This is a genomic window from Rhodococcus sp. 11-3 (assembly GCF_023704055.1).
Lineage (GTDB): Bacteria > Actinomycetota > Actinomycetes > Mycobacteriales > Mycobacteriaceae > Rhodococcus > Rhodococcus aetherivorans.
The window spans coordinates 2,649,489-2,671,200 of record NZ_CP080406.1 but is presented as its reverse complement, the minus strand read 5'-3'; the positions used below and the strand labels follow the sequence as shown (position 1 = coordinate 2,671,200).

The 21,712-nt window shown below is 71.7% G+C and carries 22 protein-coding genes and 1 pseudogene; 6 read left to right on the top strand and 17 right to left on the bottom strand.

Going from position 1 to position 21,712, the window contains the following annotated elements:
* Positions 1-55: 55 nt before the first annotated feature.
* The 4 genes from KZJ41_RS12765 to dxr form a co-directional block, all read right to left on the bottom strand.
* Complete coding sequence (locus KZJ41_RS12765; protein ID WP_006937430.1) at positions 56-892, bottom strand: GNAT family N-acetyltransferase; 837 nt, start codon at positions 890-892, stop codon at positions 56-58.
* A gap of 84 nt (positions 893-976) precedes the next feature.
* A complete protein-coding gene (gene ispG / locus KZJ41_RS12760) occupies positions 977-2,131 on the bottom strand; it encodes a flavodoxin-dependent (E)-4-hydroxy-3-methylbut-2-enyl-diphosphate synthase (RefSeq protein WP_006937431.1) in 1,155 nt (384 codons plus the stop codon).
* A gap of 45 nt (positions 2,132-2,176) precedes the next feature.
* Positions 2,177-3,394 carry an RIP metalloprotease gene (locus KZJ41_RS12755; RefSeq protein ID WP_006937432.1) on the bottom strand — a complete coding sequence of 406 codons (1,218 nt, stop codon included), beginning with the start codon at positions 3,392-3,394 and terminating at the stop codon, positions 2,177-2,179.
* A gap of 15 nt (positions 3,395-3,409) precedes the next feature.
* Positions 3,410-4,573, bottom strand: a complete 1,164-nt coding sequence (dxr, locus tag KZJ41_RS12750; protein ID WP_065923488.1) for a 1-deoxy-D-xylulose-5-phosphate reductoisomerase — start codon at positions 4,571-4,573, stop codon at positions 3,410-3,412.
* A 142-nt stretch (positions 4,574-4,715) separates the two neighbouring features.
* Here dxr and KZJ41_RS12745 point away from each other — a divergent pair, with 142 nt between their 5' ends.
* Entirely contained in the window at positions 4,716-4,961 is a 246-nt protein-coding gene (locus KZJ41_RS12745; protein ID WP_006937434.1) for a DUF2631 domain-containing protein, read from the top strand.
* A gap of 76 nt (positions 4,962-5,037) precedes the next feature.
* Here KZJ41_RS12745 and rlmN read toward each other — a convergent pair whose 3' ends face one another.
* A complete protein-coding gene (rlmN, locus tag KZJ41_RS12740; RefSeq protein WP_065922642.1) occupies positions 5,038-6,147 on the bottom strand; it encodes a 23S rRNA (adenine(2503)-C(2))-methyltransferase RlmN in 1,110 nt (369 codons plus the stop codon).
* An 87-nt stretch (positions 6,148-6,234) separates the two neighbouring features.
* Here rlmN and KZJ41_RS12735 point away from each other — a divergent pair, with 87 nt between their 5' ends.
* On the top strand, positions 6,235-6,603 hold the full coding sequence (locus KZJ41_RS12735) for a lipopolysaccharide assembly LapA domain-containing protein (protein ID WP_006937437.1): 369 nt from the start codon (positions 6,235-6,237) through the stop codon (positions 6,601-6,603).
* Between the two features lie 177 nt (positions 6,604-6,780).
* Complete coding sequence (locus tag KZJ41_RS12730) at positions 6,781-7,644, top strand: CoA ester lyase (RefSeq protein ID WP_006937439.1); 864 nt, start codon at positions 6,781-6,783, stop codon at positions 7,642-7,644.
* Between the two features lie 22 nt (positions 7,645-7,666).
* On the opposite strand, the gene KZJ41_RS12725 is transcribed toward KZJ41_RS12730, so the two are convergent.
* From KZJ41_RS12725 to rpsB, 6 genes are all read right to left on the bottom strand, one after another.
* A complete protein-coding gene (locus tag KZJ41_RS12725) occupies positions 7,667-8,365 on the bottom strand; it encodes a class I SAM-dependent methyltransferase (protein WP_065922643.1) in 699 nt (232 codons plus the stop codon).
* A 37-nt stretch (positions 8,366-8,402) separates the two neighbouring features.
* On the bottom strand, positions 8,403-9,365 hold the full coding sequence (locus tag KZJ41_RS12720) for a phosphatidate cytidylyltransferase (RefSeq protein ID WP_006937443.1): 963 nt from the start codon (positions 9,363-9,365) through the stop codon (positions 8,403-8,405).
* Positions 9,366-9,367: 2 nt separating this feature from the next.
* The gene (frr, locus tag KZJ41_RS12715) at positions 9,368-9,925 is read right to left on the bottom strand and encodes a ribosome recycling factor (protein ID WP_065922644.1); all 558 of its coding nucleotides are present in this window, start codon (positions 9,923-9,925) and stop codon (positions 9,368-9,370) included.
* Between the two features lie 28 nt (positions 9,926-9,953).
* Positions 9,954-10,682, bottom strand: a complete 729-nt coding sequence (gene pyrH, locus KZJ41_RS12710) for a UMP kinase (RefSeq protein WP_006937445.1) — start codon at positions 10,680-10,682, stop codon at positions 9,954-9,956.
* A 162-nt stretch (positions 10,683-10,844) separates the two neighbouring features.
* A complete protein-coding gene (gene tsf / locus KZJ41_RS12705) occupies positions 10,845-11,669 on the bottom strand; it encodes a translation elongation factor Ts (RefSeq protein WP_006937446.1) in 825 nt (274 codons plus the stop codon).
* Between the two features lie 159 nt (positions 11,670-11,828).
* Positions 11,829-12,701, bottom strand: a complete 873-nt coding sequence (gene rpsB, locus KZJ41_RS12700) for a 30S ribosomal protein S2 (RefSeq protein WP_043800040.1) — start codon at positions 12,699-12,701, stop codon at positions 11,829-11,831.
* 321 nt (positions 12,702-13,022) lie between these two features.
* Here rpsB and KZJ41_RS12695 point away from each other — a divergent pair.
* Positions 13,023-13,505, top strand: a pseudogene (locus KZJ41_RS12695) (M23 family metallopeptidase); the annotation flags it as partial.
* A 55-nt stretch (positions 13,506-13,560) separates the two neighbouring features.
* Here KZJ41_RS12695 and KZJ41_RS12690 read toward each other — a convergent pair.
* Positions 13,561-14,601: a MinD/ParA family protein gene (locus KZJ41_RS12690; protein WP_306430616.1), complete on the bottom strand. Its 1,041-nt coding sequence runs from the start codon at positions 14,599-14,601 to the stop codon at positions 13,561-13,563.
* 575 nt (positions 14,602-15,176) lie between these two features.
* Entirely contained in the window at positions 15,177-16,103 is a 927-nt protein-coding gene (locus tag KZJ41_RS12685) for a tyrosine recombinase XerC (protein ID WP_006937450.1), read from the bottom strand.
* Positions 16,104-16,200: 97 nt separating this feature from the next.
* Between KZJ41_RS12685 and KZJ41_RS12680 the strand changes: the two genes are divergently transcribed.
* Complete coding sequence (locus KZJ41_RS12680; protein ID WP_029543234.1) at positions 16,201-17,361, top strand: multidrug effflux MFS transporter; 1,161 nt, start codon at positions 16,201-16,203, stop codon at positions 17,359-17,361.
* A 6-nt stretch (positions 17,362-17,367) separates the two neighbouring features.
* Here KZJ41_RS12680 and KZJ41_RS12675 read toward each other — a convergent pair whose 3' ends face one another.
* A complete protein-coding gene (locus KZJ41_RS12675; RefSeq protein ID WP_037200801.1) occupies positions 17,368-18,162 on the bottom strand; it encodes a siderophore-interacting protein in 795 nt (264 codons plus the stop codon).
* A 133-nt stretch (positions 18,163-18,295) separates the two neighbouring features.
* On the opposite strand from KZJ41_RS12675, the gene KZJ41_RS12670 reads away from it, so the two are divergent.
* A complete protein-coding gene (locus KZJ41_RS12670) occupies positions 18,296-18,532 on the top strand; it encodes a hypothetical protein (RefSeq protein ID WP_231385896.1) in 237 nt (78 codons plus the stop codon).
* A gap of 3 nt (positions 18,533-18,535) precedes the next feature.
* Here KZJ41_RS12670 and dprA read toward each other — a convergent pair whose 3' ends face one another.
* From dprA to KZJ41_RS12655, 3 genes are read right to left on the bottom strand one after another with little or no spacing between them, the layout of a single operon-like run.
* Positions 18,536-19,660 carry a DNA-processing protein DprA gene (gene dprA, locus KZJ41_RS12665; protein WP_065922645.1) on the bottom strand — a complete coding sequence of 375 codons (1,125 nt, stop codon included), beginning with the start codon at positions 19,658-19,660 and terminating at the stop codon, positions 18,536-18,538.
* Entirely contained in the window at positions 19,657-21,165 is a 1,509-nt protein-coding gene (locus KZJ41_RS12660) for a YifB family Mg chelatase-like AAA ATPase (protein ID WP_006937457.1), read from the bottom strand. The genes dprA and KZJ41_RS12660 overlap by 4 nt, the downstream gene beginning before the upstream one ends.
* A complete protein-coding gene (locus KZJ41_RS12655) occupies positions 21,165-21,521 on the bottom strand; it encodes a YraN family protein (protein ID WP_006937458.1) in 357 nt (118 codons plus the stop codon). Before KZJ41_RS12655 ends, KZJ41_RS12660 begins: the two co-directional genes overlap by 1 nt.
* Positions 21,522-21,712: the final 191 nt, after the last annotated feature.

Genomic DNA, 21,712 nt, shown 5'->3' with positions numbered 1-21,712 from the left:
AGGACCGGCGGCCACGCGGATCGGGGAGGCGACACGGGCCGGGCGGAGCGGCCCCTCAGTCCAGCAGCACGGTGCAGAACGTCGCGACCTGACGGAAACCGATGCGGGCGTAGGCCGCGCGGGCCCGGTGGTTGAAGCTGTTGACGTACAGGCTCGGCAGCCGGCCGCCGGCGGTGACGGCGGCGGCGACGGCCGCGGTGCCGGTCGAGCCGAGGCCGGCGTCGCGCCTGCCGGGATCCACCCACACGCCCTGGATCTGCCCCACCGACGAGGACTGGGAGCCGATCTCGGCCTTGAACACGACCCGGCCGTGCTCGAAGCGGGCCCACGCCCGTCCGGTGGCGATCAGGCTCTGCACCCGGCGGCGGTAGCCCGAGCCCCCGTCGCCCGCGCACGGGTCGACGCCGACCTCCTCACGGAACATCGCGATCGCGGCCGGCATGTAGGCGTCGATCTCCTCCGGCCGCACGCGGCGCACCAGCGGGTCGGGGACGACGCACGGTTCCCGGTCGAGTACCAGCAGCGGCTGCTCGGCCCGCACCTCGCGCGCGGGACCCCATTCCGGCTGGAGGACCTCCCACATCGGCAACGCGAGTTCGGCCCGGCCGACGAGCGACGAGCACAGGCGGGGGCCGCGGGCGGCGCGGTCCGCGAAGGCGTGCAGATCGTCGCGGTCGCCGAGCAGCGGAACGAGGTTCGCCCCCGAGAAGCACAACGAGTCGTCGGGCCCGCCCCGGCTCCACATGTCGCCGCCGACGGCGCGGGAATCGAGGCCGTACTCCTCGATCCGGCCGGCCACCATGCACGCCGCCACCGGATCGCGGGCCAGCACCCGCAACACGTGTGCGGTGTCACGGCCACCGAGAGACCGGACTCCCAGAAGCTTGAGCACGTCCCACCACCTGTCGACTGCGGATACGCAATCAGACTGCCAGAAGCCGGGGCCGCGCGGGAGTCCTGCGCCCGCCGAACCGGTTCAGCCGACGGAGACCACCGGGTTTCCGGTGCCGGCGTCACCCTCCATCTCCTCGGCGATGCGCATGGCCTCCTCGATCAGCGTCTCGACGATCTGGGCCTCGGGGACGGTCTTGACGACCTTGCCCTTGACGAAGATCTGGCCCTTGCCGTTGCCGGAGGCGACACCGAGGTCGGCTTCGCGGGCCTCACCGGGGCCGTTGACGACGCACCCCATGACCGCGACCCGCAGGGGCACCTCCATGCCCTCGAGGCCGGCGGTGACCTCGTTGGCCAGGGTGTACACGTCGACCTGCGCCCGGCCGCACGACGGGCACGAGACGATCTCGAGCTTGCGGGGCCGCAGGTTCAGCGACTGCAGGATCTGGGTGCCGACCTTGATCTCCTCGGCCGGCGGCGCCGACAGCGACACCCGGATGGTGTCGCCGATGCCCTCGCTCAGCAGCGCACCGAACGCGACGGCCGACTTGATCGTGCCCTGGAAGGCGGGCCCGGCCTCGGTCACGCCCAGGTGCAGCGGGTAGTCGCACTGCGCGGCGAGCTGGCGGTAGGCCTCGACCATCACGACCGGGTCGTTGTGCTTGACCGAGATCTTGATGTCGCCGAAGCCGTGCTCCTCGAACAGGCTCGCCTCCCACAGCGCGGACTCGACGAGCGCTTCCGGCGTGGCCTTGCCGTACTTGCTCAGGATGCGCGGATCCAGCGAGCCGGCATTGACGCCGATACGGATCGGGATGCCTGCCTCGCCGGCCGCCTTGGCGACCTCCTTGACGCGGCCGTCGAACTCCTTGATGTTGCCGGGGTTGACGCGCACGGCGGCGCACCCGGCATCGATGGCGGCGAAGATGTAGCGCGGCTGGAAGTGGATGTCCGCGATGACCGGGATCTGGCTCTTCTTCGCGATCGCGGCGAGCGCGTCGGCGTCCTCCTGCCGCGGGCATGCGACGCGGACGATGTCGCAGCCGGACGCGGTGAGCTCGGCGATCTGCTGCAACGTCGCGTTGATGTCGTGCGTCTTGGTGGTGCACATCGACTGCACCGACACCGGGTGGTCGCTGCCTACGCCGACGTCGCCGACCATCAGCTGACGGGTCTTGCGCCGGGGCGCAAGGACGGCGGGGACTTCGGGCATGCCCAAACCGACGGGGCTGGTCACGTTTCGCCTTCTTTCGTAGCTACGCGGCAATTCTAGCGATGCGGGTCAGAACAGCTGGATGGGGTTGACGATGTCCGCGGTGAGTGTCAACAGCATGAACGCGCCGCCGATGAGAACGAACACGTAGGTGACGGGCAGCAGCTTCGTGTAGTCGACCGGACCCCCGACCGGCAGCCCGCGCAGCCCCCGGATCCAGTTGCGGACCTTCTCGTACGCGACCACGGCGATGTGGCCGCCGTCGAGCGGCAGCAGCGGGAGCAGGTTGAACATGCCCAGGAAGAAGTTGAGCTGCGCGAGCAGCAGGACGAACATCTGCCAGATGCCCCGCTCGGCGACCTGCCCGCCGATGACGGACGCGCCGACGACGCTGATCGGGGTGTCGGGATCGCGTTCGCCGCCCGTCACCGACTCCCACAGCGCCCCCACCTTGCTCGGCAGGTCGGCGAGGGCCTGCGCGGTCAGGACGAACATGTCACCGGTGAACCGCAGCGTGCCACCCACCGCGGTGAACGCGGTGTACTCGGTGACGGACGGCGGTGCAGCGACGCCGATTGCGCTGACGGTCTCCGAGGTGATCTCGCCCGTCTCGGGATCCTGCACCCACCGCTGGGCGGACTCGACCGGCACCGGGATCGTCAGCGTGCGGTCGTCGCGTTCGACGACGAAATCCACCGTCCCGGTCGCGGCGCGGGTGGCCTCGACCAGGTCCCCGAACGTCGCTACCTCGGTGCCGCCGACGGAGACCACGACGTCCCCGACCTCGAGGCCCGCGGCCGCGGCGGGACCCGGCCCGCTGCACGGCGCCAGCTCGTAGCCCCCGGCCTCACCGGCCTGAGTCGGTGCGACGCACGAGAGCTCCCCGATCTCCGCCGGGGTCTCCCCCAGACGGGGCAGACCCCACGCCACGGCGAGCCCGAAGATCAGCACCATGCCGAGGACGAAGTTCATCGCGATGCCGCCGGACATCACCACGACGCGCTTCCACGCCTTCTGCTTGTACATGGCGCGCTCGTGCTCGTCGGGGGCCAGTTCGTCGAGCGCCGTCATGCCCGCGATGTCGCAGAAGCCGCCCGCAGGGATCGCCTTGAGGCCGTACTCGGTCTCGCCGCGACGGAACGAGTACAGCCGCGGCCCGAACCCGATGTAGTAGCGCCGCACCTTCATCCCGAGGCGCTGCGCGGTCCACATGTGCCCGGCCTCGTGCAGGGCGATGGATACGGCGATGCCGAGGGCGAACAGCACGACGCCCAGAACGAACATCATCGGTGGCCGGTCCTCCTACTTCACGAGCGCGCGGGCTCGGTCCCGAGCCCAGCCGTCGGCGGCGAGCACATCTTCCACGGTAGCGGGTGCCGCGGACCAGTCGTCGGCGTCGGACAGGACCGCCGCCACCGTGCGCACGATCCCCGGGAACGGCAGGGCGCCGGCGAGGAAGGCCTCCGCGGCCACCTCGTTGGCGGCGTTGTACACCGCGGTCAGGCATCCGCCGCCCACCCCGGCGGCCCGCGCCAGTTCGATCGCGGGGAACACCTCGTGCGCCACCGGTTCGAACTCCCAGGTCGAGGCGGTCGCGAAGTCGAGGGCCGGCGCCGCGTCCGCGATCCGGTGCGGCCAGCCCAGCGCGAGTGCGATGGGCAGCTTCATCGACGGCGGTGACGCCTGGGCCAGGGTGGAGCCGTCGGTGAAGGTGACCATCGAGTGCACGATCGACTGCGGGTGCACGGTGACGTCGATCCGGTCGTAACCGATGCCGAACAGCAGGTGCGTCTCGATCAGCTCCAGGCCCTTGTTCACCAGCGTCGCCGAGTTCAGGGTGTTCATCGGGCCCATCGACCAGGTGGGATGGGCGCCGGCCTGCTCGGGGGTGACCGACTCGAGCCGCTCGGCCGGCCAACCGCGGAACGGTCCGCCCGAGGCGGTGAGCACGAGCCGGGCCACCTCGTCGGGGCTGCCGCCGCGCAGGCACTGGGCCAGCGCCGAGTGCTCCGAGTCGACGGGCACGATCTGGCCCGGGGCCGCGGCCGCGGTGACCAGCGCGCCGCCGGCGACGAGCGATTCCTTGTTGGCCAGCGCCAGGCGCGCGCCCGTCGCCAATGCGGCCAGCGTCGGCTCCAGGCCGAGGGACCCGACGAGGGCGTTGAGCACCACGTCGGCCTCGACGTCGCGCACCAGCCGCGTGACCGCGTCGGGCCCGCTGCGCACCTGCAGACCCGGGACGTCGAGCCGCGCGGCGGCCTGCGCGTTCGCGACGGCCACCTCGGCGACACCGGTGACGCGGATCTGCTCGGCGAGCAGATCGATGTTGCCGCCACCGGCGGCGAGACCGACCACCTCGAACCGGTCGGGGTTGGCGGCGATCACCTCGAGGGCCTGGGTGCCGATGGAGCCGGTGCTGCCGAGCAGCAGGACACGGGTGCGGGAGCTGGGTTGCGAGTCGACCACGCCGACATTGTCCCCGACCGTCCTGAGGGGATGCTGAATCACCCGTCCGGCGCGCGCGAGAGCGCCCCCACTTCGTACGACGGACGGTCGTATGTCACGATTGGCCCAACAGCGAAGATCTTTGCGAGCAGGAGGACAAGCGGTGGCCGGTACCGAGTTGAAGACCACTGGCGTCGACACGGCCGAGGTGCCGTCGGCGGAGTGGGGTTGGAGTGGCGAAGCCCCCCGCCTGTTCCGCGTCATGGGCTGGCTCGTCGCACTGTTCCTGCTGGCGATGATCATCGGCAACCACAACGGCAACGTCGAGAACTGGTTCCTGATCGGCTTCGCCGCGGCGCTCGTCGCCATCCTGGTGCGCGACATCGTCCAGCGGCGGCGCCGGCGGTAGCCGCACCCCCGCAGCAGCGTCGAAGGGCCCGCCCGGTTCGTCCGGACGGGCCCTTCGCGTCCCGGGGGGGTGGCGCTCAGTTCTCGGCGGCGAGCTGACCGCACGCGGCCGCGATCTCCTGCCCCCGGGTGTCCCGCACGGTGCACGAGACCCCCTGCGCCTGGACGCGACGGACGAATTCGCGCTCGACCGGCTTCGGGCTGGCGTCCCATTCGCTGCCCGGCGTCGGATTGAGCGGGATCAGGTTCACGTGCACCAGCGGGCCGAGCGCCTTGTGCAGCTTCTTGCCCAGCATGTCCGCCCGCCACGGCTGGTCGTTGACGTCGCGGATCAGGGCGTACTCGACGGAGACGCGGCGACCGGTCCGGTCGGCGTAGTAGCGCGCGGCGTCGAGCACCTCGGCGACGGGCCAGCGGTTGTTGACCGGCACCAGCGTGTCGCGCAGTTCGTCGTCCGGGGTGTGCAGCGACACGGCGAGCGTCACGCTCAGATCCTCGTCGGCCAGCCGGCGGATGGCCGGAGCGAGGCCGACGGTGGAGACGGTGACCGACCGCTGCGACAGGCCCAGTCCCTCCGGGGGCGGCGCGGTGATGCGCCGCACGGCGGCCACCACACGCTTGTAGTTCGCCAGCGGCTCCCCCATGCCCATGAACACCACGTTGGACAGCCGGCCCGGTCCCCCGGCGACGTCACCGTCGCGCAGGGCCGCGGCGGCGGCGCGCACCTGGTCGACGATCTCGGCGGTCGACAGGTTCCGGTTCAGGCCGCCCTGGCCCGTCGCGCAGAACGGGCAGGCCATACCGCAGCCGGCCTGGCTCGAGATGCACAGCGTGGCACGGTCGGGGTAGCGCATGAGCACGCTCTCGAGGAGGGTGCCGTCCCCGGCGCGCCACAGCGTCTTGCGGGTCTCGCCGCCGTCGCAGGCCACGTGCTTGACCGGGGTCAGCAACGCGGGAAAGAACGCGGCCCCGACCTGCTCGCGCACCTTCGCCGGCAGATCCGTCATCTTCTCCGGATCGGCCTCGAGGCGCCCGTAGTAGTGCCGGGCCAACTGATCGGCGCGGAAGGCCGGCAGGCCGAGTTCGCGCACGGCCTCGCGGCGCTGCTCGGCATCGAGATCGGCGAGGTGGCGCGGCGGCATGCCGCGTTTGGGCGCGTCGAAAACCAGGGGAAGAGAGGAGGGCATAATGAACCATTATCCATCAGGGCGGCAACGCCGGTTTTCCTCGCCGAATGCGGTGTGCACCGGCGGCCGGAGCGAGATGATCGAGCCATGACCGAACGCCCTGCGGATCTCCCCGAACCGCCACCGGACCTTCCGGTCCGGGGCCAGCTCGAGCCTCAGGGGGCGACGAAGGCCACGCCCGAGTCCAACGTCCGCCCGGCACCGGAGATTCCCCTCGACCGCAGCCGGGCGGCCTCCACGTGGACCGGCCTGGTCATCGGTGTTCTGGTGCTGATCCTGCTGCTCGTGTTCATCCTGCAGAACCTCGACCCGGTCACCATGGAAATGTTCGTGTGGGAGTTCACCCTGCCGCTCGGGGTGAGCCTGCTCCTGTCGGCCATCGCCGGGGCCCTCGTCATGGCACTGGCGGGCGGTGTGCGGATCCTGCAGATCAAACGCGCCGCGAAGCGGCGGTAACAACGCGCCGCGAAGCGGCGGTAACACCGCGCCGCGCAGCGGCGGTAACACCGCGCCGCGCAGCGGCGGTAACACCGTGCCGCCCGGCGGCGGGTGACGAACACAACGCACCCAATTTCCCCAAGGCGGCGACAACAGGGCACCCTGGAGACAAGACCTTCACCCGAGGAGCCTGACGTGACCGCCCACCTGGATGCCCCCGCCTCCGCCACCGTCGCACCCGAGCTCGCCCGATCCTGGCTGCTCGTTCCGGGCAACGCCCCGGAGCGGTTCGCCGCGGCCGCCGCGTCCCCGGCCGACGCCGTGATCCTCGACCTCGAGGACGCCGTACCGGCGGCCGGTAAGGCCGCCGCGCGCGATGACGTCGTCGAATGGTTGCGCGGTGGTGGCCGTGCCTGGGTGCGGATCAACGACGCCACCACTGTGCACTGGGCCGACGATCTCGCCGCGCTCGCCGGGGTGCCCGGCCTGCAGGGCGTGATGCTCGCCAAGACCGAGAGCGGCCAGCAGGTCGACGCCACGGCCGCTCAGCTGCCGGCCGGCACCCGCATCCTCGTGCTCATCGAATCGGCGGTGGGCCTCGAGGCCACACCCGAGATCGCCCGCGCCGACGGTACGTTCCGGCTGGCGTTCGGCAGCGGCGACTTCCGCCGCGACACCGGGATGGACGACTCCCCCCTCGCCATGGCCTACCCGCGTTCCCGCCTGGTGGTGTCGAGCCGGGCGGCCCGCCTGCCCGGTCCCGTCGACGGGCCGTCGCTGACCGACGACCCCGAGGTCCTCGAGCGGGAGGCGAAGCTGACCGCCTCGATGGGAATGACCGGGAAGCTGTGCATGACTCCGGCCCGGGCACCGTTCGTCAACGCCGCCCTCAGCCCCAGCTCCGACGAGGTCGGCTGGGCACACGAGGTGATCGACACGCTCGGCGAGGACGGCCGCGGGGTGCGCGACGGCAGCGACCTGCCCCGCCTGGCCAAGGCGAAGAGGATCAGCGAACTGGCGCGGGTGTTCCGCATCCGCGGCACCCACCACCACCGCTAGGTACGCGGCACGCGCCGCACGCTCAGGGGATCTCCAGGCCCCGGGGCTTGCGGCGCACATGCAGCCGGTAGCGCACCGTGAGGGTGGTGCCCGGGGTGCCGTGCACCGCTCGCTCGGCGACGCGCGGGCCGAACTCGATGCCGAGTACGCGCTCGAGGGTCGCACGGTCCGGGAAGCGCCATTCGGTGTCGACCCGGCGCAGGTCGAAGCCCTGGGCGGCGAAGAACGCCTCCACCGCCGCCGGGTCGTAGTGCGGCAGGTCCGCGCGCATCCATTCGCCGTACGGATGGGCGGTCGCGTCGAGGTCGACGATCGCGAGCGCGCCGCCGGGCCGCAGCACGCGCATGGCCTCGGCGATGCCCGCCCCGCACCCGGGCCCGAAGAAGTAGGCGGTGCGCGCGTGCACGACGTCGACGGTGCCGTCCGGAAGCGGCAACTGCTCGGCCGAACCGGCCTCCACCCGGACGCCCGGCTGGTCCCGCACACGTCGGCGGGCCAGCTCCACCAGCGGCGGGTGCGGTTCGATGCCGGTCACGGTGCGCGCGGTGGCCGCGAACATCGGCAGGTGGAAGCCGGTGCCGCAGCCCACGTCGAGGACGTCGCGACCGGCCCAGTCGCACGCCTCGCGCAGCGCCGCGTACACCACGCCGTGGACGTCCTGGGCGCGGTTCTCTTCCTCGTAGACCTCCGGCCAGTGCCAGATGTTGGGGCTGGGGACCACCCCGTGCGCGTCGGACCGCTGTCTCCTCGCCACCGGCCTAGACGAAGGCGCCGAGGACGAGCCAGGTGACGAACGCGGACGGCAGGATCGAGTCCAGCCGGTCCATGATGCCGCCGTGGCCGGGCAGCAGGGTGCCCATGTCCTTGATGCCGAGGTCGCGCTTGACCTGTGACTCGATCAGGTCGCTCGCCGTGGCCGTGGCGGCGAGGACGACGCCGAGGAGCGCACCGATCCACCAGGCGGCGTCGAGCAGCAGGGTCACCGTGAGGATTCCGGCGACGGTGCAGGCGAGGACCGAGCCACCGAAGCCCTCCCAGGACTTCTTCGGGCTGATCGCGGGCGCCATCGGGTGCTTGCCGAACAGCACCCCCGCCGCATACCCGCCGACGTCGGACGCGACGCACACGATCATCAGGCAGAACACGCGTGCGGCGCCGTTGTCGTCGAGGACCATCAGCGTCGCGAACGACGCGAGGAACGGCACCCACGCCGCGGTGAAGACGGTGACCGCGGTGTCGCGCAGGTAGTTGCGGGGCCGGCCGCGCAGTCCACGGTCGAACAACCGCCACAGCATCGACACGACCGTGGTGCCGGCGAAGGCGCCGAGCACACCGGTGGTGCCGTAGGGCCAGCCGAGCCAGATCATCGCCTGCCCCCCGACCAGGAGCGGGATCCGGGGAACCAGGACGTCCGCCTCACGCAGGCGCTTGGTGACCTCCCACGTGGCGATCGCGATGGCCACCGCGACGACGACGAGCCACGCCTTGGGAGCGAATGCGAGCACCACGATGACGAGGGCGCCGAGACCGGCGCCGACGCCCACGGCCGCGGGCAGGTTCCGGCCCGCCCGGGAGGACTTCTTCGCCGGCTCCGCGGTGGGGGTGGCATCGGGCCGCACCGGCGGGACCTCGGGGTCCGCCTTCGCGGCCTCGGCCGCCGAGTCGGCGTCGGTGACGCCCAAGGGGAGCTGCGGGTCGGACGACCCGGCGGCTGTACCCACGGTTAAACCTCCAGCAACTCGGCTTCCTTGTGCTTGACCAGTTCGTCGATCTGCGCCACGTACTTCGCCGTGGTCTTGTCGAGTTCCTTCTCCGCGCGGGTGACGTCGTCCTCGCCGGCCTCGCCGTCCTTCTGGATGCGGTGCAGCTCCTCCATCGCCTTGCGTCGCACGTTGCGCACGGACACCTTGGCGTCCTCGCCCTTGGCCTTGGCCTGCTTGACCAGCTCGCGGCGGCGTTCCTCGGTGAGCTGCGGGATGGAGATGCGGATCAGGGACCCGTCGTTGGTCGGATTGACGCCCAGGTCGGAGTTGCGGATCGCGGTCTCGATCGGACCGAGCTGCGATGCCTCGTAGGGCTTGACGACCACCATGCGCGCCTCGGGGACGTTGATGCTGGCCATCTGCGTGACCGGGGTGGGCGCGCCGTAGTAGTCGACGACGATCCTGGAGAACATGCCGGGATTCGCGCGGCCGGTGCGGACGGATCCGAGATCGTCCTTAGCCACCGTGACGGCCTTCTCCATCTTCTCCTCGGCCTCGAAGAGAGCTTCATCGATCACGGCAGTTCCTCCATGTTCCGTTGTCCGTTCATGACCGTACGAGTGTTCCGATCTTCTCACCGGCGACGGCCCGAGCGATATTCCCCTCGGTGAGCAGGTTGAAGACCATGATCGGCATGTCGTTGTCCATGCAGAGGCTGAACGCGGTCGCGTCCGCCACCTTGAGCCCCTTCTCGATGACCTCGCGGTGGGTGATCTCGGTGAACAGGGTCGCGTCGGGGTCGATCCGCGGATCGGCCGAGTAGACACCGTCGACGGCCTTGGCCATCAGGACCACCTCGGCGCCGATCTCGAGGGCGCGCTGCGCGGCCGTGGTGTCGGTGGAGAAGTAGGGCATGCCCATGCCGGCGCCGAAGATCACCACGCGGCCCTTCTCGAGGTGCCGGCGGGCCCGCAGCGGCAGGTACGGCTCGGCGACCTGCCCCATCGTGATGGCGGTCTGGACCCGGGTGTCCACGCCCTGCTTCTCCAGGAAGTCCTGCAGCGCAAGAGAGTTCATCACCGTGCCGAGCATGCCCATGTAGTCGGAGCGGGCGCGGTCGAGGCCGCGCTGCTGCAGTTCCGCGCCGCGGAAGAAGTTGCCGCCGCCGATGACCACAGCCACCTCCACCCCGGAGCGGACGACCTCGGCGATCTCCTCGGCCACGGTCGTCACCACGTCCGGGTCGAGACCGACCTTGCCCCCGCCGAACATCTCCCCGCCGAGCTTGAGCAGCACCCGACGGAAACCGGGACGTTCCTGGGCGTGTTCGGACATGGTTCTCCTCGGGTCGAGCGGTGGATCGGCCCTTTCATCCTGCCTCATCCGACCCCGTGGAACCGAGACGGGGGCGCGAGTGTCCGATCGGCCCGGATATCGAGCCGCCGACGCGCCTCGACCCCGCCGGCGAGCGCCGACGGGGTCGAGGAAACGAGAGATCTAGCTGGCGCCGACCTCGAAACGCACGAAGCGCGAGACGGTGGCGCCGGCCTCGTCGAGCAGCGCCTTGACGGTCTTCTTCGAGTCCGTGACCGAGGCCTGCTCGAGCAGCACGACGTCCTTGAAGAAGCCGTTGAGACGGCCCTCGACGATCTTCGGCAGGGCGGCCTCCGGCTTGCCCTCGTTCTTGGCGGTCTCCTCCGCGATGCGGCGCTCGTTCTCGACCGTGTCGGCCGGGACCTCGTCGCGGGTGAGGTACTTCGCCTTCAGCGCGGCGACCTGCATCGCGGCGGCGCGGGCGGCCTCGGCGGCGGCGTCGCCCTCACCGGAGTACTCGACGAGCACGCCGACGGCCGGCGGCAGGTCGGACGCACGCTTGTGCAGGTACACGGCGACGGGGCCGTCGAACACGGCGAGGCGGCGCAGTTCGAGCTTCTCGCCGATCTTGGCGGAGAGCTCCTGCACCAGGGTGTCGACGGTCTTGCCGTCCACCTCGACAGCCTTGAGGGCCTCGAGGTCGGCGGGCTTGGCCTCGGCCGCAGCGGTGACGATCTTCTCGGCGAGAGCCTGGAACTCGTCGTTCTTGGCGACGAAGTCGGTCTCGGAGTTGAGCTCGATGAGCACGCCGTTCTTCGCGGCGACCAGGCCCTCGGCGGTGGAGCGCTCGGCGCGCTTGCCCACGTCCTTGGCGCCCTTGATGCGCAGCTGCTCGACGGCCTTGTCGAAGTCGCCGTCGTTGTCGGCGAGCGCGTTCTTGCACGCCAGCATTCCGGAGCCGGTGAGCTCACGCAGACGCTTGACGTCGGCGGCGGTGTAGTTCGCCATGGGAAGCGAGCCTCCTGTGTCTGTTGTGCGCGATGGGTGCTCGCGCGGGAGTTTCCTCTGATGCGGCTCGGTCGCGTGCGTGTGCACTGATGCGGCGCGGTCGCGTGCGACGGCCCCGACCATGATCTCAGGATCTACCGGTCGGGGCCGCGCATCGGATCAGGCTTCGGCGGAGGGCGCCGCGTCGGCGGAGGGCGCCGCGTCGGCGGCGGGGGCCTCGGCCTCGGCGGCCGGAGCCTCGGCCTCGGCGGCGGGGGTGGCCTGCGCGAGCAGCTCCTGCTCCCACTCGGCGAGCGGCTCGCCGGCGCCGGACTCCGGCTTGGCGTCCTTGTCGGCGCTCTGGCCGGCACGGGCCTGCACGCCCTCGGCGACGGCGGAGGCGACGACCTTGGTCAGCAGCGCGGCCGACCGGATCGCGTCGTCGTTGCCCGGGATCGGGTAGTCGACGACGTCGGGATCGCAGTTGGTGTCGAGGATCGCAACGACCGGGATGTTCAGCTTGCGGGCCTCGCCGACGGCGATGTGCTCCTTGTTGGTGTCGACGACCCAGATCGCCGACGGCACCTTGGCCATGTCGCGGATGCCGCCGAGGGTGCGCTCGAGCTTGGTCTTCTCACGCGTGAGCATGAGAATTTCCTTCTTGGTGCGACCCTCGAAGCCACCGGTCTGCTCCATCGACTCCAGCTCCTTCAGGCGCTGCAGGCGCTTGTGGACGGTGGAGAAGTTGGTGAGCATGCCGCCGAGCCAGCGCTGGTTCACGTAAGGCATCCCGACCCGGGTGGCCTCTTCCGCGATGGACTCCTGCGCCTGCTTCTTGGTGCCGACGAACAGCACGGTGCCACCGTGGGCGACCGTCTCCTTGATGAACTCGTACGCCTTGTCGATGTACGTCAGGGTCTGCTGCAGGTCGATGATGTAGATGCCGTTGCGGTCGGTGAAGATGAACCGCTTCATCTTCGGGTTCCAGCGACGGGTCTGGTGGCCGAAGTGGGCGCCGCTGTCGAGCAGCTGCTTCATTGTTACGACAGCCATGGCTGTTCTCTCTTTCGGTTCGGTTGCCGCGGGAGATCGGGTGATCCCCGCCCTGGCGTCCGCATGCCCGTCGGACCCTTGCGGGACCGGCCGACGGCCATTTTCCGATGGCGCCCGGCACACCGGGCGGCGATCAGCGCGCGGACGCGCGAAGTCGATCTGCGAACACAGACCGCTCGAACAGTGTACGGCCTTGCCCCGCGGGAACCACAACTGCCTGATCAGCAGGCCGGTTCGGCCGATCTGTGGATGGATCGGGTGGTTGTCCACAATGTCGACGAGGCCCTGTCGCACGCCGGCGCCGCCCGGCACGCTGGGCGGATGAAGATCGCCGGGATCGCCGTCCTGACCGCGCTCACCGCGCTCGCGGGTTCGGTTCCCGCCGCGGCCGCCCCGCGCGAGTTCGGCTGGCCGCTGCATCCACGGCCGACCTTGGCCCGCCCCTTCGACGGTCCCGAGCACGACTGGCTTCCCGGACACCGCGGCGCCGACCTCACCGGCCGGCCCGGTCAGCCGGTGCTCGCCGCCGGCGCCGGGGTGGTGGTGTTCGCCGGGACCGTCGCCGGCAAACCCGTCGTCTCGGTGGCGCACGCCGGCGGGCTGCGCACCACCTACGAGCCGGTGACCGCGACGGTGACGGCCGGCCGGCGCGTGGAACGGGGTGATCCGCTCGGCACCCTCGAACCGGGCCACGAGGGCTGCCGCGCCCCGGCCTGCCTGCACTGGGGTCTGCGCCGGGACCGCGACGACTACCTCGACCCTCTGCCGCTCGTGCGGTCGGTGATCCGTCTCCAGCCGGTTTCCCGTAGGCCGCGGCTCCGCTACGCGCGACGGCCGATCAGGTCGCGGCTCCGCTCCGCTACGCGCGACGGCCGGCGGCGTGACGCCCCGACACCGTCGCGAAGTCGTCGGCGACCATGGCGGCGAGCTCGAGGAAGGCCCGGCGGGTGGCCGGGCGGAGCAGGCCGAGGTCGATCTCGGCCCCCTCGGCGAGGTGCTCGTCGAACGGCACCACCTGCACGGCCCGGCACCGCGCGAGGAAGTGGCCCGTCACAGCCTCCATGTCGATGTTGGTGGCCCCGGGCCGGGCGGCGCTGATCACCACGACGGTGCGTTCGACGAGCGCCCCGAACCCGTGGTGCTGCAGCCAGTCGAGGGTCGCCGCGGCGCTCCGGGCGCCGTCGATCGCCGGGGACGCGACCAGCACAAGGGCGTGGGCGAGGGCGAGCACACCACGCATGGCCGAATGCATGATGCCCGTGCCGCAATCGGTGAGGACGACGTTGTAGTACACCCGCAGGATGTCCACGACCCGGCGGTAGTCGTCCTCGCTGAACGCCTCCGACACGGCCGGGTCGCGTTCACTCGCAAGCACCTCGAGGCGGCTCGGTGCCTGGGAAGTGTGCGCGCGGACATCGGAGTAGCGGGAGATCCGCGGGGCCGCGGCGAGCAGGTCGCGCACCGTGGACTCGGTCTGCTGCGGCACCCGCTGTGCGAGCGTGCCGAAGTCGGGATTCGCGTCCACCGCGATCACGCAGTCGCCCCGCAACGAGGCGAACGTGGCGCCGAGCCCGACGGTGGTCGTCGTCTTTCCGACACCGCCCTTGAGGGAGAGCACGGCGATCCGGTAGTCGCCGCTGATCGGCTGCCGGACCCGGTCGACGAGCTCGCGCCTGTGTGCCTCGTCGGCCGATTCGCCGGGCGCGAGGATTCCCCCGGTGAGCCGGTGCACGCCGCGCCGCCAGCCGGTCACCGGGGTGCGACGGGACCGCCGGACGAGCGCACCGGAGGTCAGGTCCAGGTTCGACGGCCGCGGCTCCGACGCGTCGAGCTCCGACGAGACCCCTCGGGACGACGCGGATATGGTCGACCAACGCTGCCCCGCATCATCTTCCGACATTCGCGGGTGCACCTCGTCGGGTTCCGAGCCGGACTCCGGCGAAGCCGGCACGGGCTCGGCGGGGCGACGCCCCGCCGGATCACTCGGCGGCACGGCCTCTTCCGGACCCTCGGCGGCTACCGGCCCGGTGACCGCGGCTTCGGCTACCGGTGGTTCGGCGACCACCGGTTCCGTCGCCGCCGGATCGGTCGTCGCCGGCTCGGTCGTCGCCGGCTCGGGAATCGCGGGTTCGGGAATCGCGGGTTCGACGACCGGCGATTCGGGCACGGAGTCGGGACGGCGTCGTGGTGGCATGCCGAACGGAATCGACGGCACCGGAGCCGGGAGGCGAACGGGCTCGGCAGCCGCCGGCGGCTGCACGGGCGGCTCGGCCTCGACGGGCCCCCCGACCGTCCGGTCACTCCCCCGTCGCCTGCCCCGGCGACCGGTCGGCGCCGGGTCGGGCGCCGGCTCGTCCCGAAGCCAGGCCGGCAGAGCGTGCGTCGACTCGTCGTATGCCACTTATCCCCCCGGATTGCACAGCAGATGCGGCGGCGACCGTACCAAACCGCGCCGCGGCCGTCGCCGCGTACAGGTCACGCCCGCGGATGCGCCTGTTCGTGTGCCGCACGCAGCCGTGCTACCGAGACATGGGTGTAGAGCTGGGTCGTCGCCAGGCTCGAGTGCCCCAGCAGCTCCTGCACCACCCGCAGGTCGGCGCCCCCCTCGAGCAGGTGTGTTGCGGCGCTGTGCCGCAGCCCGTGCGGCGCGAGATCCGGCGCGCCAGGGACGGCGGCCACGGTCTCGTGGACCACGGTACGGACCTGGCGCGGGCCCAGCCGACCGCCGCGTTTGCCGAGCAGCAGGGCGGGCCCCGAATCCGGGCGCGCGAGGGCGGGCCGCCCGGTGCGCAGCCACGCGTCGAGCGCGGCGGCCGCGGGCGCCCCGTACGGCACGGTCCGTTCCCTGTTGCCCTTGCCGACCACGCGCAGCGCCCTGCGCTCGGTGTCGACGTCGTCGACGTCGAGTCCGCACAGCTCACCGACCCGGATACCCGTCGCATACAGCAGTTCCAGCACGAGCCGATCCCGCAGTGCCACCGGCTCCATCTCGCGCGCACCGGCTTCCGCAGCGGTCATCACCTCACAGGCCTGGTCGGCACGCAGTACCGGCGGGAGAGTGCGATGGGTGCGGGCCGATGCCAGCCGCGCCGCGGGATCGTGGTCGAGCCGGCCCGTGCGAGCCAGCCACGCGCAGAAGGTGCGGGCGGACGAGGTGCGCCGCGCCAGGGTCGTGCGGGCGGCGCCACTCGTCACCTGGCCGGCGAGCCAGGAGCGGAGCACCTCGAGAGTGAGGTCGGCGATCCGCGCATCCGGGTGGCCGGCCTCGAGGTGAGCGAGGAGGGTGCGGATGTCGGTGGTGTACGCGCGGATCGTGTGGGCCGACCGGCCGCCCTGCAGGTCGAGGTGCTCGACGAACTCCTCGAGGTGCACGGCGAGGGGCGGCGGCAGCGCGGTGTCCATGGCCGTCACCGTGCGCCGTGGGCACCGCCCACGCAACCGAACACGCCGACCGAGGGCACACTAAGGTTAGTTCGTGAGTAAAACGATTCCGTTGCCGATGCTGTTCGGACTGGCATTGCTCTCCGCCACCGCGCCTCTGGCCACCGACATGTATCTGCCCGGACTGCCGGTCATGTCGGAGAGCCTCGGCACCAGCACGGTCGGTATCCAGCTCACTCTCACCACGTTCATGGCCGGCCTGGGTGTCGGGCAGCTGATCGTGGGCCCGCTCTCCGACGGGTGGGGCCGGCGCCGCCTGCTGCTGGCGGGCACCGTCGTCCTGGCCCTGAGCAGCGCCCTGTGCGCGACGGCACCGACGGTGGAGGTGCTCATCGCGGCCCGGTTGATCCAGGGCTTCAGCGGCGGCACAGGAATCGTGCTGGCGCGCGCGGTGATCGCGGACCGCGCCCGCGGCAACGAGGCCGCCCGCCTGTTCAGCGTCATGATGATCATCGGCGGTGTGGCACCGATCGTCGCGCCCCTGCTGGGCGGCGTCCTCCTGGGGCCCATCGGCTGGCGCGGCATCTTCTGGGTCCTGACGGGCCTGGCCGTGCTGATGATCGTCGCGGTGCTCACGGTCGTCCCGGAGACCCTGCCGCCCGAGCGACGCCACAGCGGGGGCCTGGCGATGCTCGCCCGCAACTTCGGCACGGTGATCGGCAACCGACGGTTCGTGGGCTATGCCGCGACGTTCGCGCTCGGCTTCGGCGCGATGTTCTCGTACATCTCCGCGTCACCGTTCGTGGTCCAGGAGGTCCTGGGCATGACGCCGGGACAGTTCTCCCTGATCTTCGCCGCCAACTCGGTGGGCCTCGTCGCAGGCAACATCGTCAACACCCGGCTCATCGGCCGCTTCGAGGTGCGGGACCTGTTGCGCTACGGCGTGACCCAGATGCTGACCGCCGGGGTGCTGCTGGTGCTCGCCGTCCTGGTGGCCGACACGAACCGCTGGTTGGTGCTGCCGCTGCTGTTCCTCGTCGTCTCCAGCCTGGGCTTCGTCATGGGCAACGCGACGGCGCTGGCGCAGGGGCAGGTACCGAAGGCCGCGGGCACCGGTTCCGCGGTCATGGGCGCGTCCCAGTTCGGCCTGGCCGCCCTGGTGTCGCCGCTGGTCGGGCTCGGCGGGGAGGACACCGCGCTGCCGATGGCGCTGGCGATAGCGATCTCGGCCGCGCTCTCCATGACCGCGCTGCTCACCCTCACCCGCGAGCGCGCCTGAGCACCGTCACCGCGCCTCGACCGTCGCGAGTTCGCGCTTCCACTCCCGGAAGCCCTCCTCGCTGCGGCCGCGCCGCCAGTACCCGGAGATCGACGCGCGTGCCGCCGGAACCCCGCGGGTCTTGCGGATGTACGGCCGCAGGTGGTGCATGACGGTCTCCGCCTCGCCGTGGATGAACACGTGCGGATCTCCCGGAAGCCACTCGGCGCCGGTCACCGCGGCGACGAGCGGCGCGTTCGCGCCGGAGAGGTCCGGCCCGACGGCCCCGGCACCGGAGCCGCGGTGCAGCCAGGTGACCTCGACGCCGGGGGGCGCCGCGAGGTCGATCGCGTCGGCGGCGTCGGTGACCTCGAGGAACACCCGGCCCACTGCGTCCGGCGCCAGCGCCTCGAGCGCCGCAGCGACGGCCGGTATCGCGGTGTCGTCACCGGCGAGCAGGTGCCAGTCGGCCTCCGGATCGGGCCGGTAGGCGCCGCCCGGCCCGCGGACCACGACGGTCTGCCCCGGCCGGACGGATGCCGCCCAGGGTCCGGCGACACCGTGATCGCCGTGGACGACGAAGTCGATCGCGATCTGCCTGGACCGCGGGTTCACTGCTCGCACCGTGTAGGTGCGCAGGACCGTCCCGCCGCCCGCCTCCAGTTCGAGTTTGACGTACGAGTCGGTGTACGGGCCGGGTTCGAACTCGTCGAATCCGGGACCGCCGAAGTGGACCCGCACCAGGTGCGGGGTCAGGCGTTCGCTGCCCGTCACTGTCAGGGTCGTCGATCGCGGGGTCTTCGGGGCCACGCCCACCTCCATATTTGCTCAGGCTTACCTAACCATGGCAGCCTACGCGTGCGGTCCGGCCGCAGCCACAGCACCGCCTCGCCGTGGCACCACCGGGATCGCCCGATCCGCCGAAATCACGACGGAATTCCGCCATCGTTGCGGTATGCGAGAAACGATGAACACCGTCACGTCGCAGTACCTGACCAGCCTGGTCGGCGCCCTCGAGGACACCGACCGCCGGCGCGAAACGATCGGCGCACAGCTGGCCGAACTCGAGTACGTCCTGCTCCAGACCGGAGAGACCGAGCTCGCGGCCCAGGTGACGAAGGTACTCGGCGACAGGTACTACAAGCCAATCCTGTCCAAGGCCGAGGAGCTGCGCGGGCACGAGCAGTCCTGACCGTCACACGCTGCGCGCCCAGCCGGCCCCCTCCCGCTGCACGTGTCCCTCCAGCTCGAGCAGCGGCAACGCCGCCCGCACCCGCTCCACGAGCAGCCCCGACGCCTCCGACAGCTGCTGCACCGACACCGCCCCCACCGCCGGCAGGGCCTCGTACACGGACGCCATGTCGCCCGAGAGCCCGTCGAGCGCACGCGCCCACCGCCCGTCGCCGTCGTCGCTCACGCCCATCTGGCCGATCTCCTCGACGACTTCGCGCGCGGTGCCCACCAGCCGCGCCTCCTGCTCCCGGATCATCCGATGACAGCCCTGCGACGCCGCCGATGTCACAGGCCCCGGCACCGCCAGCACCGGACGCCCCAGCCGCCGGCCCCACGCCGCCGTGTTCCGCGCCCCGCTGCGCCACCCCGCCTCCACCACCAGCACACCTCCGCCGAGCGCGGCGACCAGCCGATTGCGGGCCAGGAACCGGAACCGCGCCGGCACCGTCCCGGGCGGATACTCGCTGACCACCGCCCCGTGCTCGGCGATCTGCCGCAGCAACCCGGTGTGCGCCGCCGGATACGCCCGGTCCACCCCGCACGCGAGCACCGCCATCGTCGCGCCGCCGACCCCCAGCGCCGCCCGATGCGCCGCGGCATCGACCCCGAAAGCCGCCCCCGACAGCACCGCCCACCCGTCCATCGCCAGGTCCCCGGCGATCTCCGCGGTCACGTTCTCCCCGTAGCCGCTCGCCGCACGCGTGCCGACCACGGCGACGGACCGCTCGACCAGCTCGTCGATGCGCCGCCGACCCACCACCCACAGCGCCACCGGCGCCGCATCGGTGTCCGCGCCGTCGAGGCCGTCGAACGCCAGCAACTGCCACGCCGGCCACTCCGCGTCGTCCGGCGTCACCAACCGTCCACCCAGCCGCGCGACGAGCTCGAGATCCTGCGCCGCCGAGTCGAGATGGGCACGTGCGAGGGTGCGACGGCGTAACGCGCCGCCGATCGAGCCGTCGCGCACGGCCGCGGCGACCGCCTCCGGGCCGTCCGCCTCGATCGCAGCATTCAGCATCCGCGACGCACCCTGGGCGACCGTCGACAGGTACGCCCACGCCAGCCGGCGCGGCTCCGCCGCGCTCACGCCGTCCCCCGATCCCGGAAATCCAGCGCCGCCGCCACCTGCACCTCACCCGGTGCGTCCAGTTCGGCCAGGTCCGCCAACGTCCAGGCGACGCGCAACGCCCGATCGGCCCCGCGGGCGGTGATCGCGCCCTTCCGCAGCGCCCATTCGACCGGCTTGAGCGCCGCGGCGGGCAGGCGGAACTTCTGCCGGAGTGCAGGGCCGGGCACCTCGGCGTTGGTGCTCCAGCCGTGGACCCCCCACCGCTCGGCCGCCGCGGCCCGGGCGCGGGCCACTCGGGCGCGGACGTCCTCGGTGCTCTCCCCCGCCTCCCCCATGAGGGCGCCGGTGGCCACCGTCTCCATCCGGACCCGCAGGTCCACCCGGTCCAGCAGCGGACCCGACAGCCTGCCCAGGTAGCGACGTCGGGCGGTGGGCGGGCACACGCAGTCGGCGTCGCGCGGCGGGGCACACGGGCACGGATTGGCGGCGAGGATCAGCTGGAACCGCGCCGGATAGCGCGCGACGCCGTCGCGGCGGGCGATCCGCACCTCGCCGTCCTCGAGCGGGGTCCGCAGCGCCTCGAGCGCCTTGGTGCCCATCTCGGCGACCTCGTCGAGGAACAGCACGCCCCGGTGTGCACGGCTGACCGCGCCGGGTTTGGCCATGCCGCTGCCCCCACCGACGAGCGAACTGACCGAGGCGGTGTGGTGTGGAGCGATGAACGGCGGGTCGGTGACGAGCGGCCGGTCCGCCGACAGGGTTCCGGCGACGGAGTGGATCGCGGTCACCTCGAGCGCCTGTTCCTCCGTCAGCGCCGGCAGCACGCCGGGAAGCCGCTGGGCGAGCATCGTCTTCCCGATTCCGGGTGGGCCGGTGAGCATCAGGTGGTGCGCGCCGGCGGCGGCGATCTCGATGGCCCGTCGCGCCTCGTGCTGACCGACCACCTCGCTCATGTCCGCCCGCCCCGGCCGCTCCCCCACCGGCCGGGGACCGGGCCGCTCGAGGGGGCCGTCTCCGCGCAGCCACAGCACCACCTCGGTGAGGGTGTCCGCCCCGTAGATGTCGATGCCGTCGACCAGCCCGGCCTCGGACATCGTGGAGGCCGGGACCACCACCCGCTCCCACCCGGCGCGTTTGGCGGACAGCACCGCCGGCAGTACCCCGCGCACCGACCGCACCCGGCCGTCGAGCGCCAGCTCTCCGAGCAGAACCGTCCGCGAAACACCCTCGGGCGGAATCGACTTGGCGGCGTTGAGCACCGCACACGCGAGGGCGAGGTCGTACACGCTGCCCACCTTCGGCAGCGTCGCCGGCGACAGGGCCAGCACCACGCGCGAATCCGGCCATTCACCACCGGAATTCGTCACCGCCGCGCGCACCCGATCCCGGGACTCCTGCAGCGCGGTGTCGGGCAGGCCCACCATCTTCACTCCCGGCAGGCCGCGGCCGATGTCGGCCTCGACTTCCACGACCTGCCCGTCCACCCCCGTGACGGCCACCGAGTACGCCTTCCCCAGCGCCATCACAGCACCTGCCGCCGGTGGGTGATCAAGGGTTCGCCCCGCTGTGGAAGCAGCACCGTGACCACGTCGACCCGCACCCGCCGCCACCGTTGCTGCCGGCCGGACAACCACAACGCGGCCAGTCGGCGGATCCGGTCCGCCTTCACCGCGGTCACCGCCTCGGCGGGCGTGCCGTATCCGAGGCCGGTGCGGGTCTTGACCTCCACGAACACCACCGTGTCGCCGTCCTCGGCGATCAGATCGAGTTCCCCGTACCGGCTGCGCCAGTTGCGCGCGAGCACCACCATGCCCGCCGACTCGAGAAACTCGGCCGCCAGGTCCTCCCCCAGCGCCCCCACCTGCTGATTGCGTCCCATCCCCGTCCCTCCCTGTGTGGCGACCACTGTGCGCCACGCGAAGGTCCTCCGCGGTCCGCACCGGGCCGGATCACGAAATCTGTGGATGAACTCGCCGGGTGTGGACAACTTCGGCCGACGCGGAGGAGGCCCGGAACGGCACGTGGCCGAATGTCACACCGCTTCGATCAGGGCTGACTCAGGTGGTCCAT